This window comes from Azospirillum sp. UFLA03-27 (assembly GCF_059803775.1).
On the sequence record NZ_JAUQTX010000070.1, the window covers coordinates 14879 to 27026 of the forward strand.

The following is a 12148-nucleotide window of genomic DNA, read 5'->3' on the forward strand; positions in this document are numbered from 1 at the left end:
GGCCACGCCACGAACCCATATTTGCGGACCGGGACCACTTATCTACCGCCCCGCATCTTCAGAAGCGAGGTAAAATTCGCGTCCGGCCGCATTCCAGCGTTGCCTGAGGCATACCGGACGCCGAAGCCCGTCTTCAGCCTCCCTTGCGGCTGGACGTCCGACGCTGGTGCAGCGCTTCCTCGATCTCCTCGCCGCCGGCGCCGACCAGGGCGACCGGGTCCACGGCGACCTCCAGATCCTCCGGTCGGGCGGGCTCGGCCGGGCGGCCGCGCCGGGACGCCGACACGCGCAGCAGCGCGTAGGAGAGCAGCGACAGCGCGGCGAGGCCCGGCATGATGGCCGTCGTCGCGGTGTAGGGATCGGCGAACAGCGCGGCCACCGCCGTGCCGGCCAGCCCGCCGCCGATCTGCATGAAGCCGATCAGCGCCGAGGCCGCCCCGGCCATGCGGGGGAAGCCGGCCAGGGCGTCGCTGGTGGCCCCGGGCATGACCAGGGCGATGCCGAAGGCCCAGACGGCGGTCGGCCCCATCACGCTCGCCACGGTCGGCTCGCCGGTCAGCGGCGCCAGGGCGAAGCCGAGCCCGCCCACCGCCACGCAGGCCAGCCCGTAGGGTATCAGCCGCATCGCGTCCACCCGGCGCAGCAGCCGCCCGGCCAGGGTCGCCCCCAGCGTGTAGGAGCCGGTCTGCAGCAGCATGGCGAAGCCGAAGACGGTCGGGCTCAGCCCCACCCGCTCGATCATCACGAACGGCAGCAGCGCCGCCATGGTGTAAAGGCCACCCAGCGTCGTGCCGAGCACCAGCCCCGCCCGCATGAAGCGCCGGTCGGTCAGCAGGGTCCGGTAGTTGCGGATCACCGGACCGGGCCGCGCCGCCGAGCGGTCGCGCGTCCGGTTGGTCTCCGCCGTGCCCAGCGCGAAGACCGTCAGCACGGCGAGGCCGTAGAGCGTCATCACCACGAAGATGGCGTGCCAGCCCACCGTGCCCAGGATCACCCCGCCCAGCGTCGGCGCCACAGCCGGCACGATGGCCAGCATCAGCCCGATCATGTTCAGAATGCGCGCCGACCGCTGGCCGGTGAACTGGTCGCGCACGATGGCGCGGGAAATGGCGATGCCCGCCGCCGCACCGATGCCCTGCAGGGCCCGCCCGACCAGCAGCCATTCGATGCTGCCCGACAGCGCCGCAACCACGCTGCCCAGGACGTAGGTGACGAAGAAGGCCAGAGCGACCGGCCGCCGCCCGTAGGCGTCGGACAGCGGCCCGCAGGCGAGCTGGGAAAAGGCAAAGCCGAAGAAATAGACGGAGAGCGTCAGCTTCAGCGCCGCCGGGGTGCTCTGAAAGGCCTCCACCAGCATCGGCAAGGCCGGCGTGTAGAGCGCGAGGCTGAGCGGCCCCAGCGTGACGATCAGCGTTCCGATGACGGCCGTCCGCGTCTCCGTCATGGCGGGCGCGTCGGTCTGCACGGGGGTGTGGCTCATCGGCCGGCCCCGCCACGGTCGTCGGCGATCATGCGGTTGCGCAGGCGGCCCAGCATGTCCTTGAGCAGGACGATCTCCTCCGCCGAGAGGTCGGCCATGGCCGACTCGCGCTCGGTGCGGAAGGCCTCCAGAACCTGGAGCGCCAGCGGCTCGGCCTGCGGGGTCGGCTGGACGATCTTTGCGCGGCGGTCCGCCGGGTCCGGCTCGCGGACCACCAGCCCGCGCGCTTCCAGCCGGTCGAGGAAGCCGACCAGGGTCATCGGCTCCACCCACATGTGGGTTGCCAGCACCGATTGGCGCGAGCCGGGGTGGCGGCAGACATAAACCAGCGCCCGCGCCTCCCCCGCCGTGAGGCCGAGCCGGGCGTCGTCCAGGGCACGGTCGAACCGCGCACGCAGAAGCCGCGCGCAGTCGATCAGGATCATTCCGAAGGGGGATTCATCAAACATCCCTTATTGTAAGGGCGCCTTATAATTTCCAGCAACCGCGGGCGGCGCAGGGCGGTCATGCCGCGGCGCCATGGCCGTTCAACGCGCCATTCACTCGACGTGAAGGAAAGCCGACGCGCCAAATAGTCGCAGTTTGAAAATCTGTTGCGGACCCACCACCGCAGGACGTAGGTTTTTTCACCTTGGCAGCAGCAATGGGTGATCCGTGGTCCGCACCACCGCCATCGTAACTGCGCATCGACGGGACGAAGACCGGTGCGTCCCTTTCGCTCATAGGAACGCCATCAAAGGCCGAAGGACGCTCCGCATAGGTATACTTACGGATTATTGGCAGCGTCAGCCTTTTGCTACACCCCTGCCCTCAATTGGGTTTCCCGGAGGCGGGCTTCCCGGCGCTTGGCTGTCCAGGCGTGATGTCCGGCGGCGGGGGAACGTCCATGGGGGTCGGCAGCATGTTCTTGGCGGCCTCGCGGTCCTGGGCCAGACGGTCCAGATCCTGCTGGCGCTGCGCTTCCGTCCGCAGGTCGGTCGGGCGCGGCGGAACGGTGCCGAGATTGGGGTATTCCCGGTTCTCACCGGACATGCCGCGCACCGGCGACTCCTGGCTGGGCACGTCGCGGCCGGTCACGGCGCCGAGCAGCCCAGTGTCGAGCACGCGGTCGCTGCAGGCGGAGAGACCCAAGACAACCAGAACGGACAGGGCGGGGGCCAACCGGCCCGTCTTCGCCACCACGCCGCGTCGGATACCCGTTTCCATTCTGCGAACCCCACATCCGAACCCATCCGGCCGCTTGAACGGTGGTGGGCGAAATGAAATCTTCATACGAGAGGTGTATGACGGACCCCGGCTCGAACGGACATGGCATAAGCTGTCCGGGATGCCAGGACCGGAACGCACTCCGACCGAACAGACTTCCGGCAGGCACTGTATAAACCGCACAACGTCCCTCCTGAAGCCTAAAACTCGCCTAAAGAAGAAGGACCGCACCAATGGCCGAAAACCAGGCCCCTGACGTCAAGCTTCCCGACCCGGTGGAGATGTCGCGGGCGATGACCCGCATCGCCGAGCAGAGCCAGCGGCTGGTCACCGAATTCCTGTCCCGTCAGGCCTCGGACGGCGTTGGCGCGAAGAACCCCGACCCGATGGGCGTCGGCCATGCGTTCCTGGAAATGACCACGCGCATGATGGCCGACCCGGCCAAGCTGATGAAGGCGCAGATGACGCTGTGGCAGGACTACCTGACCCTGTGGCAGCGCACCACCCAGCGCTTCTTCGGCCAGGAGGCCCAGCCGGTCATCGCCCCGGCGAAGGACGACCGCCGCTTCAAGGATTCGGCCTGGGACGAGAACACCCTGTTCGACTTCATCAAGCAGTCCTACCTGCTGTCGGCGCGGTGGATGCAGTCGACGGTCAACGAGGTCGATGGGCTGGACGACCACACGGCCAAGAAGGTCGACTTCTACACCCGCCAGTTCGTCGACGCGATGGCGCCCTCCAACTTCGTCATGACGAACCCGGAGGTGCTGCGCACGACCATCGAGACGGGCGGCGAGAACCTCGTCAAGGGGCTTGAGCATCTGCTGAAGGACCTGGAGCGCGGCAAGGGCGAGCTGCGCATCTCCATGACCGACTACGACGCCTTCCAGGTCGGCAAGAACATCGCCGTCACCCCGGGCAAGGTCGTCTTCCAGACCGATCTGATGCAGCTCATCCAGTACACCCCGACCACGCCGGAGGTGAACAAGCGGCCGCTGATGATCGTGCCGCCCTGGATCAACAAGTACTACATCCTGGATCTGCGCGAGAAGAACAGCTTCATCAAGTGGGCGGTGGACCAGGGCCACAGCGTCTTCGTCCTGTCCTGGGTGAACCCGGATGAGAAGCTGGCCCAGAAGGGCTTCGAAGACTACATGTTCGAAGGCGTGCTGGCCGCGCTGGACGCCATCGAGAAGGTGACCGGCGAGAAGGACGTGAACGCCATCGGCTATTGCCTGGGCGGCACGCTGCTGGCCTCCACCCTGTCCTACATGGCGGCCAAGAAGGACGACCGCATCAAGTCGGCCACCTTCTTCACCACCATGCTGGACTTCACCGAAGCCGGCGAGCTGTCGGTCTTCATCGACGAGGAGCAGCTCACCATGATCGAGAGCCAGATGGCCCAGCAGGGCTACCTGGACGGCTCGAAGATGGCGACCACCTTCAACATGCTGCGCGCCAACGACCTGATCTGGTCGTTCGTCGTGAACAACTACCTGCTCGGCAAGGACCCGTTCCCGTTCGACCTGCTCTACTGGAACAGCGATTCGACCCGCATGCCGGCGGCCATGCACAGCTTCTACCTGCGCAACATGTACCAGAAGAACCTGCTGGCGAAGCCGGGCGCGGTGTCGCTGGGCGGCGTGCCGATCGACCTGCGCAACGTCAAGACCCCGTCCTTCTTCCTGTCGGCCCGCGAGGACCACATCGCGCCGTGGAAGTCCACCTACATGGGCGCCCACCTGTTCTCCGGCCCGGTGAAGTTCGTGCTGGCCGCCTCCGGCCACATCGCCGGCGTGGTGAACCCGCCGGCCGCCGGCAAGTATTGCTACTGGACCAACGCCAAGCTGCCGAAGGCCTCGGACGACTGGCTTGCGTCGTCGGAGCAGACCCCCGGCTCCTGGTGGCCGGAGTGGAACAACTGGGTCTCCACCTTCTCCGACGGCAAGGTCCCGGCGCGCGATCCGGCAAAGGGTGGCCTGCCCGTTCTGGAAGACGCCCCCGGCTCCTACGCCAAGGTGCGCATCGTCTGAGGACCCGTCTCCGGAGAGCGGTCCGCCGCTCTCCGGATGTCCGGACCGAAAGGGACAGAGGGGCCGAATAAGAAAAGGCCCCGGACAAGTGTCCGGGGCCTTTTCCTTGGTCGGCGAAAACCCCGGACCGAGGTCCGGGGCTCCGTGTCCCGAAAGGGAACCTGCGCCTTACGACGACGGGGCGTTCGCACCGCGCGGCAGGATCTGCGCACGACGGTTGGACGGCTCGCGGACGTTCGGGCCGGTCTGCACCAGGAGCTGGCTCTCGCCCTTGCCCTCGGTGGTGATGGCGCCGGCGGCAATGCCCTTGGAGACGAGGGCCTGCTTCACCGCCTCGGCGCGACGCACCGACAGACGCTGGTTGTAGGCCGGCGAACCCGAGGTGTCGGTGTGGCCGACGACATGGACGCGGGCGTTGGCGCCCTTGCCGATGGCGGCGGCCGCATCGCCGATCACGCGATCGGCGGCCGGGGTGACGTTGGCCTTATCCCAGTCGAAGAACACGAGGTATTCGGTCTGGGCGCGGGCGGCCGGGGCCGGGGCAACCGCCGGAGCGGCGGCCGGCGGGCACTTGAAGCTGCCCTGGTGGGTGGCGTAGCCGCCATCCGCCGTGCGGACCGGGGTGTCGTTCCAGCCGATGACCGGGTTGCACCACTCGGTGGTGTCGGCGCTCTGGGCCTGAGCCCCGGCGGTCAGGCCGAAAGCGACGACGGCGGCCGGCACGACGGCCATGGTAGCGCGGAAGAAGCTGTTCATTTCTCCACTCCCTTAGAGACACACTCCCTACCGCTTGGTTCGCGGAGGACGAATCGCACAAACGATAGGACATATCGCGTGCATGTAACGTGACAAAACGCGAAACATGTGGGGTTTGTCCACGTACAAACATACCCTCCGGAAGTCCTACACGTTTCGTGCCGGTGTCACTGTTGCTAGTATGCCACAGTGCTGCGACGCACTAAAGAGGTATTAGCCCTCTCTGTAGATTTGAGCAAGCCGCACGTAGTTTCTGACGTTTACCGGGAAGAAGGAAAGGTCCTTTTCCGTTAGTGCACGCACGGGTCTTGCGGGACTTCCGGCCCAAAGTTGCCCCGTTGCCACACGCTTCCCGGGGGTCACCAGAGCCCCGGCGGCCACCATGGCCCCCGACTCGACGTAGGCACCGTCCATGACGCAGGCCTGCATGCCGATGAAGCAGCCGCTCTCCAGCGTGCAGGCGTGCAACAGGGCCATGTGGCCGATCGACACGTCGTCGCCGATGTAGGTCCCCTGCCCCGCCGACGCGACGTGAATCACGGTACCGTCCTGGATGTTGGTGCGCGCACCGATTCGGATCTCGTTCACGTCGCCGCGGATCGTGCAGCCGAACCAGACGCTGCTGCCCGGCCCGATCTCCACGTCGCCGATGACCGAGGCCGTCGGCGCCACATAGACGCTGGGGTCGATCTTCGGATGCGTGCCCTGGAAGGGCAATATCAGGCCGGACATTGCAGGCAACTTTTCCTCAGGCTGTTTCTCTTCGGTCACGGGAACAGCGGGGCCTGCTCCAGGCCGGTCGTCTCGCCCAGGCCGAACATGACGTTCATGTTCTGGATGGCCTGGCCGGAGGCGCCCTTCACCAGATTGTCGATGACCGAGACGATGATGGCGCCGCGCGGGGTGCGGTCGGGGAAGACGCCGATCAGCGCTTGGTTGGAGGCGCGGACGTGGCGCGTCGCCGGGGCGATGCCCGCCGCCGTGACGTTCACGAAGGGCTCCGATTCGTAACGCGCGGTCAGCGTGGCGCGCAGGTCGTCGGCGGTGACCCCGTCGGCCATGCGGACGTAGATCGTCGCCATCATGCCGCGGTTCATCGGGACGAGGTGCGGCGTGAAGCTGACCGTCACCGGACGCCCGGCGGCCAGCCGCAGCTCCTGCTCGATCTCCGGCATGTGGCGGTGGTGGCCGACGCCGTAGGCGTTGAAGCCCTCCGACACCTCGGTGAAGAGGTTCTGCTGCTTGGCGTCGCGCCCGGCGCCGGAGACGCCCGACTTGGCGTCGATCACGATGCCGCCCGGCTCGATCATCTCGTCCATCAGCAGCGGCAGCAAAGGCAGCAGCGAGCAGGTGGGGTAGCAGCCGGGGTTGGCGACCACGCGCGCCTTGCGCACGCCCTGCCGGTTGAACTCGGTCAGCCCGTAGGCGACCTCCTTCTGGAGATCCACGGCGCGGTGCTCATGCCCGTACCAGGTGGCGTACTCGGCGGGGTCGGACAGGCGGAAGTCGGCGGACAGGTCCACCACCTTGATGTGGCGCGGCAGGCCGGCGATGACCTCCTGCGTGGTTCCGTGCGGCAGGGCGCAGAACACGGCGTCCAGCTTGTCCCAGGCGACCTCCTCGATCTTCACGAGGCCGGGCAGGTTGAACTGGCCCAGATGCGGGAACACCTCCGCCATGGGCTTCCCCGCCTGTCGCTCGGCCGTCAGCGCGCAGATCTCCACGCCGGGATGGCGGAGAAGCATGCGCACCAGCTCGGCGCCGGTGTAACCGGACGCACCGAGAATGCCGACGCGGATGGGGGAAGTGCTGTTGGCCATGGACGCTGTTCCTTTTGACGCACGGGGATGGGCACGGAACGGTGAAGAGAAGTGAAGCAGACCTGAAACAAGAAAGGGGCGCCCCGTCGGGACGCCCCTCGCTTGTACAGCAGTAACGCGGGTCCGCGGTAGGCTTTAGCGCTTCGAGAACTGGAAGCTGCGGCGGGCCTTGGCCTTGCCGTACTTCTTACGCTCGACGACGCGGGCATCGCGGGTCAGGAAGCCGGCGGCCTTCAGCGGCGGACGGAGCGCCGGCTCGAAGTAGGTCAGAGCCTTGGAGATGCCGTGGCGAACCGCGCCGGCCTGACCGGACAGACCACCGCCGGCCACCGTGACCATCACGTCGAACTGGTCGGCGCGGTCGGTGATGCCGAACGGCTGGGCGATCATCATGCGCAGCACGGGGCGGGCGAAGTAGACTTCCTGGTCGCGGCCGTTGATGACGATCTTGCCGGAGCCCGGCTTGATCCACACGCGGGCGACGGCGTCCTTGCGCTTGCCGGTGGCGTAGGCGCGGCCCTGGGCGTCCAGCTTCGGGGCGACCACTTCGGCGGAGGCGGCGGCCGGAGCGGCAGCGATGTCCTTCAGGCCGGAAAGGGTGGTGGTAACCTGAGCCATTGGATTACGCGCTCCGCTTATTCTTCGGGTTCATGGCCGCAACGTCGAGAGCGACCGGCTGCTGCGCCTCGTGCGGGTGGGCGGCGCCCTTGTAGACCTTCAGGTGGGTCATCACCTTGCGGCCGAGCGGACCGCGCGGAACCATGCGCTCCACGGCCTTCTCGATCACGCGCTCCGGGTACTTGCCGTCCAGGATCTGGCCCTTGGAACGGCCCTTGATGCCGCCCGGATAACCGGTGTGCCAGTAGAAGATGTCGTCCTGGCGCTTGTTGCCGGTCAGCTTGACCTTCTCCGCGTTGATCACGACGACATGGTCGCCGCAATCCATGTGCGGGGTGAAGGTCGGCTTGTTCTTGCCGCGCAGGATGTTCGCCAGGATGCTGGCAAGCCGGCCGAGAACGAGGCCGTCGGCATCGACGACGTACCACTTCTTCTCGATGTCGGTCGGCTTCAGATTGAAGGTCTTCATCGCCACACTCGTTGACTAAACGTGGATCGGCGGGCCACCGAAACTGGACGTTCAATCCCCGGGGCGCCGAAGCGGCCGGTTTTGTACGCAGTGCAGGGGCACTCTGTCAACGGAAAAATATCTGTTTTATATCAACGCCCTACGCGCACGGTATCATTTTACCGCGAAATCAAAACTATTGATATCATTGGTGTTTTCAGGACATTTCCGGATCGTGGTATCCTGATACCGCGAGTGTCACAGGGTCGTGTGGCGGGATCGAGTAGGTGCCGGTGGCGTGGGCGACCGGCTCCGGATCGCCCTCGGAGAACAGCAGGACTTCGCCATAGGCCAGCCGCTTGCCCATCTTCAGGATCCGGCAATCGGCGGTGATGGCGACCGGCGCCGGGCGGCGCAGGAAGTTGATGGTCATGCTGGTGGTCACCGCCAGTTCCACCCGCCCAATCAGGCTGAGCACGGCGGCGTAGAGCGCCACGTCGGCCAGCCCGAACATCGCCGGCCCGGTCACCGTGCCGCCGGGACGGACGAAGCTGTCGTTGTAGGGGAGCTTCATGCGCACGGTCCCGGCGCCAAGTTGCTCAATGGTGATTCCATAATTGCCGACCAGCGGCACGCCCTCGCGAATCAGGGCTTCCAGTTCCTCGGCGGACACGACCGGCGCGCTCATTCCCTCACCCATGGATTTTCTTATGGAGGCCCGATCATGGCGGACATTCCCCGGCCCGCCAAGCGCATCGCGGCGGCGCCAATTTCACACAACCACCCAATGCCAAACGGCATTAAATCTACAAATTCGATCAACAAATAGGTTGAGTTGTCCGCCTTGGCACCGTTAGATGAACAGACCACACGCCCGGTTCCGTGGCGGGGGCGGTCGGGGTACTGTTCCCGCCAACGATCAAAACATCCGGGAGGATTGGATAGCGATGAACGACACCCCACCCGCCGCCGGGGTCCTGAGCAGCGATGACGCGCCGCTGGTTCTCCGCGAGGACCGCGACGGAGTCGCGACCCTGACGCTGAACCGTCCACAAGCGCGCAACGCCCTGTCCGTGGGGCTGATGGGAGCGCTGCAAGCGGAGTTGGAGGCCATCCACCAGGACTCCACGGTCCGCACCGTGGTGCTGGCCGGGGCCGGGCCGGCCTTCTGCGCTGGGCACGACCTCAAGGAGATGCGCGCCAATCCGGACCGCGCGGCCTATGAATCGCTGTTCGTCCAGTGCTCCAAACTGATGCTGACGGTCAGCCGCATCCGCCAGCCGGTGATCGCCAAGGTCCACGGCATCGCCACGGCGGCGGGGTGCCAGCTCGTCGCCACCTGCGACCTCGCCTATTGCGCCGACACCGCGCGATTCGCCACGCCGGGCGTGAACATCGGCCTGTTCTGCTCCACCCCCATGGTGGCGCTGAGCCGCGCCGTGGGGCGCAAGGCGGCCATGGAGATGCTTCTGCTCGGCGACCTGATCGGCGCCGAGGAGGCGGCGCGCATCGGCCTCGTCAACCGTGCGGTGCCGGCCGACCGGCTCGACGCCGTGGTGGCGGAGGCCGCCGGCAAGATCGCCGCGAAGTCGCCGCTGACGCTGGCCATCGGCAAGGAGGCCTTTTACCGCCAGATCGAGCTGGACGTGGAGGAGGCCTACGCCTACGCCGCCCGCGTGATGACCGAGAACATGCTGGCCCGCGACGCCGAGGAGGGCATCGACGCCTTCCTGCAGAAGCGTACCCCGGTGTGGTGCGGCCAATGAGCGGCCCCGCCCCCTCGCACGACGGCTACAGCGACGAGTTCATCCGCCAAGTCCTGGATCGGGTGAAGACCATCGCCCTGGTCGGCGCGTCGAACGACCCGGTGAAGGCCAGCTTCATCGTGCTGAAGTACCTGCGCGACAAGGGCTACCGCGTCATCCCGGTCAACCCGAAGCTGGCCGGCCAGACCATCCTCGGTGAGCGGGTCCACGCCAGCCTGTCGGAGTTGCCGGAGCCGCCGGACATGGTGGACGTCTTCCGCAACGCCACCGCCGCCGGAGGCGTGACGGACGAGGCCATCGCCATCGGCGCCAAGGTGGTGTGGATGCAGCTCGGCGTGCGCAACGACGAGGCGGCGGCGCGGGCCGAGACGGCGGGGCTGACCGTGGTCATGAACCGCTGTCCCAAGATCGAGCTTCAGCGCCTGTTCCACGAGATCGGGCGCATCGGCGTCAACTCCAACATCCTGACGTCCAAGAAGGCCGCACCGGCCAAATCCTTCAAAAAACTGATGTAAAAAGCAGAGGAAGCCATCATGAGCGAGCAGAAGTCCTTCGGTTTCGAAACCCGCGCCATCCACGCCGGCGCCGCCCCCGACCCCGCCACCGGGGCGCGCCAGACGCCGATCTACCAGACCACCAGCTTCGTCTTTGACGACGTGGACGACGCGGCCTCGCTGTTCAACCTCCAGAAGGTCGGCTTCATCTACTCCCGCCTGACCAACCCGACGGTGTCGGTGCTGGAGGAGCGGCTCGCCAACCTGGAAGGCGGCGCCGGGGCCACGGCCACCTCCTCCGGCCACGCCGCGCAGCTGCTCGCCCTGTTCCCGCTGATGGAGCCGGGCGACGAGATCGTCGCCTCGCGCAAGCTCTACGGCGGCACGTTGAACCAGCTCGGCACCAGCTTCCCGCGCGCCTTCGGCTGGAAGTCCGTCTTCGTGGACACCGACCAGCCGGAGAACGTCCGCGCCGCCATCACCGCGAAGACCAAGGCCATCTTCGTGGAAAGCCTCGCCAACCCCGGCGGCGTGGTCACCGACTTGGAGGCCATCGCCAAGATCGCCGACGAGGCCGGCATTCCGCTGATTGTCGACAACACGCTGGCGACGCCGTACCTGATCAACCCGATCCAGTGGGGCGCCACGCTGGTCGTGCATTCGACCACGAAGTTCCTGTCCGGCAACGGCACCTCGGTTGGCGGCGTGGTCATCGACAGCGGCACCTTCGACTGGAGCAAGTCCGGCAAGTTCCCCGCCCTGTCGGAGCCGGACGCCGGCTATCACGGGCTGAAGTTCCAGGAGACCTTCGGTCATCTGGCCTTCACCATCCACGGCCACGCCGTCGGCCTGCGCGACCTCGGGCCGAGCCAGGCGCCGCTGAACGCCTTCCTGACGCTGAACGGCATCGAGACGCTGCCGCTGCGCATGCAGCGCCACAGCGACAGCGCCCTGAAGGTCGCGCAGTTCCTGGAAAGCCATCCGGCGGTCGGCTGGGTCAGCTACGCTGGTCTGGAATCGTCCAAGTACAACGCGCTCGCCAAGAAGTATCTGCCCAAGGGGGCCGGCGCCGTGCTGACCTTCGGCGTCAAGGGCGGCTTCGACACCGGCGTGAAGGTGGTGGAGAACGTCCAACTCCTCAGCCACCTCGCCAACATCGGCGACAGCCGGTCGCTGATCATCCACCCCTCCTCCACCACGCACCGCCAGCTGTCGCCGGAAGGTCAGGCCCAGGCGGGCGCCGGTCCGGACGTGCTGCGCCTGTCGATCGGACTGGAGAGCGTCGAGGACATCATCGCCGACCTCGACCGCGCACTGTCCGCCGCCTGATGCCGGCATCCCTCCGTCCGACGCGGGTTTCGCCCCGGCGGACGGAGGATACCCCGTAAGAGGTAGACGCGACGCGAAGGGCTGAGCACTGGCCGTTCCATTGACCTCCGCAGGTCATAGCACCGACCCTGACGCGAACAGGGTGGGGACTGTCTCTTATACACATCTGACGCTGCCGACGATTATACGCGAGTGTAG

13 protein-coding genes are annotated in these 12148 nt (G+C 66.7%); 4 read left to right on the forward strand and 9 right to left on the reverse strand.

Translation table 11 applies throughout. The features are described 5' to 3' along the window. Nucleotides 1-133 precede the first annotated feature (133 nt). The 3 genes from Q4I23_RS13055 to Q4I23_RS13065 form a co-directional block, all read right to left on the reverse strand. Nucleotides 134-1480, reverse strand: coding sequence for a multidrug effflux MFS transporter (locus Q4I23_RS13055; RefSeq protein WP_498526501.1), 1347 nt, complete (start codon nt 1478-1480; stop codon nt 134-136). After that, nucleotides 1477-1905, reverse strand: a complete 429-nt coding sequence (locus Q4I23_RS13060) for a MarR family winged helix-turn-helix transcriptional regulator (protein ID WP_498526502.1) — start codon at nt 1903-1905, stop codon at nt 1477-1479. Before Q4I23_RS13060 ends, Q4I23_RS13055 begins: the two co-directional genes overlap by 4 nt. Before the next feature lie 385 nt (nt 1906-2290). Then, nucleotides 2291-2686: a hypothetical protein gene (locus Q4I23_RS13065; protein WP_498526503.1), complete on the reverse strand. Its 396-nt coding sequence runs from the start codon at nt 2684-2686 to the stop codon at nt 2291-2293. A gap of 233 nt (nt 2687-2919) precedes the next feature. On the opposite strand from Q4I23_RS13065, the gene Q4I23_RS13070 reads away from it, so the two are divergent. Beyond that, entirely contained in the window at nt 2920-4719 is a 1800-nt protein-coding gene (locus Q4I23_RS13070) for a PHA/PHB synthase family protein (protein ID WP_454018255.1), read from the forward strand. Between the two features lie 168 nt (nt 4720-4887). Here the strand turns inward: Q4I23_RS13070 and Q4I23_RS13075 are convergent, their stop codons facing one another. From Q4I23_RS13075 to Q4I23_RS13100, 6 genes are all read right to left on the reverse strand, one after another. Continuing rightward, nucleotides 4888-5475, reverse strand: coding sequence for an OmpA family protein (locus Q4I23_RS13075; RefSeq protein WP_454018254.1), 588 nt, complete (start codon nt 5473-5475; stop codon nt 4888-4890). 213 nt (nt 5476-5688) lie between these two features. Continuing rightward, nucleotides 5689-6207 carry a gamma carbonic anhydrase family protein gene (locus Q4I23_RS13080; RefSeq protein WP_183182090.1) on the reverse strand — a complete coding sequence of 173 codons (519 nt, stop codon included), beginning with the start codon at nt 6205-6207 and terminating at the stop codon, nt 5689-5691. A 35-nt stretch (nt 6208-6242) separates the two neighbouring features. Further along, a complete protein-coding gene (gene argC / locus Q4I23_RS13085) occupies nt 6243-7295 on the reverse strand; it encodes an N-acetyl-gamma-glutamyl-phosphate reductase (RefSeq protein WP_145685723.1) in 1053 nt (350 codons plus the stop codon). A gap of 135 nt (nt 7296-7430) precedes the next feature. Then, nucleotides 7431-7913 (reverse strand): 30S ribosomal protein S9, encoded by a 483-nt coding sequence (gene rpsI, locus Q4I23_RS13090; RefSeq protein WP_014240248.1) that lies wholly within the window; start codon nt 7911-7913, stop codon nt 7431-7433. Between the two features lie 4 nt (nt 7914-7917). Then, nucleotides 7918-8382, reverse strand: a complete 465-nt coding sequence (gene rplM / locus Q4I23_RS13095; RefSeq protein ID WP_014240247.1) for a 50S ribosomal protein L13 — start codon at nt 8380-8382, stop codon at nt 7918-7920. A 196-nt stretch (nt 8383-8578) separates the two neighbouring features. Continuing rightward, the gene (locus tag Q4I23_RS13100; protein WP_035673266.1) at nt 8579-9049 is read right to left on the reverse strand and encodes a PaaI family thioesterase; all 471 of its coding nucleotides are present in this window, start codon (nt 9047-9049) and stop codon (nt 8579-8581) included. A gap of 259 nt (nt 9050-9308) precedes the next feature. On the opposite strand from Q4I23_RS13100, the gene Q4I23_RS13105 reads away from it, so the two are divergent. Genes Q4I23_RS13105 through Q4I23_RS13115 form a run of 3 tightly spaced genes read left to right on the forward strand, consistent with a single transcriptional unit; the run spans nt 9309 to nt 11950 of the window. Continuing rightward, a complete protein-coding gene (locus tag Q4I23_RS13105; protein WP_498526504.1) occupies nt 9309-10127 on the forward strand; it encodes an enoyl-CoA hydratase in 819 nt (272 codons plus the stop codon). After that, nucleotides 10124-10642 carry a CoA-binding protein gene (locus tag Q4I23_RS13110; protein ID WP_498526505.1) on the forward strand — a complete coding sequence of 173 codons (519 nt, stop codon included), beginning with the start codon at nt 10124-10126 and terminating at the stop codon, nt 10640-10642. The genes Q4I23_RS13105 and Q4I23_RS13110 overlap by 4 nt, the downstream gene beginning before the upstream one ends. An 18-nt stretch (nt 10643-10660) precedes the next feature. After that, nucleotides 10661-11950 (forward strand): O-acetylhomoserine aminocarboxypropyltransferase, encoded by a 1290-nt coding sequence (locus tag Q4I23_RS13115; RefSeq protein WP_498526506.1) that lies wholly within the window; start codon nt 10661-10663, stop codon nt 11948-11950. Nucleotides 11951-12148 lie beyond the last annotated feature (198 nt).

What these genes read in the sequence shown, in the direction of transcription:
- Q4I23_RS13070 (WP_454018255.1), top strand. Translation starts at nt 2,920, where the DNA reads ATGGCCGAAAACCAGGCCCCTGACGTCAAGCTTCCCGACCCGGTGGAG.
- Q4I23_RS13110 (WP_498526505.1), top strand. Translation starts at nt 10,124, where the DNA reads ATGAGCGGCCCCGCCCCCTCGCACGACGGCTACAGCGACGAGTTCATC.
- Q4I23_RS13080 (WP_183182090.1), bottom strand. Translation starts at nt 6,207, where the DNA reads ATGTCCGGCCTGATATTGCCCTTCCAGGGCACGCATCCGAAGATCGAC.
- rplM (WP_014240247.1), bottom strand. Translation starts at nt 8,382, where the DNA reads ATGAAGACCTTCAATCTGAAGCCGACCGACATCGAGAAGAAGTGGTAC.
- Q4I23_RS13060 (WP_498526502.1), bottom strand. Translation starts at nt 1,905, where the DNA reads ATGATCCTGATCGACTGCGCGCGGCTTCTGCGTGCGCGGTTCGACCGT.
- argC (WP_145685723.1), bottom strand. Translation starts at nt 7,295, where the DNA reads ATGGCCAACAGCACTTCCCCCATCCGCGTCGGCATTCTCGGTGCGTCC.
- rpsI (WP_014240248.1), bottom strand. Translation starts at nt 7,913, where the DNA reads ATGGCTCAGGTTACCACCACCCTTTCCGGCCTGAAGGACATCGCTGCC.
- Q4I23_RS13100 (WP_035673266.1), bottom strand. Translation starts at nt 9,049, where the DNA reads ATGAGCGCGCCGGTCGTGTCCGCCGAGGAACTGGAAGCCCTGATTCGC.
- Q4I23_RS13075 (WP_454018254.1), bottom strand. Translation starts at nt 5,475, where the DNA reads ATGAACAGCTTCTTCCGCGCTACCATGGCCGTCGTGCCGGCCGCCGTC.
- Q4I23_RS13105 (WP_498526504.1), top strand. Translation starts at nt 9,309, where the DNA reads ATGAACGACACCCCACCCGCCGCCGGGGTCCTGAGCAGCGATGACGCG.
- Q4I23_RS13065 (WP_498526503.1), bottom strand. Translation starts at nt 2,686, where the DNA reads ATGGAAACGGGTATCCGACGCGGCGTGGTGGCGAAGACGGGCCGGTTG.
- Q4I23_RS13115 (WP_498526506.1), top strand. Translation starts at nt 10,661, where the DNA reads ATGAGCGAGCAGAAGTCCTTCGGTTTCGAAACCCGCGCCATCCACGCC.
- Q4I23_RS13055 (WP_498526501.1), bottom strand. Translation starts at nt 1,480, where the DNA reads ATGAGCCACACCCCCGTGCAGACCGACGCGCCCGCCATGACGGAGACG.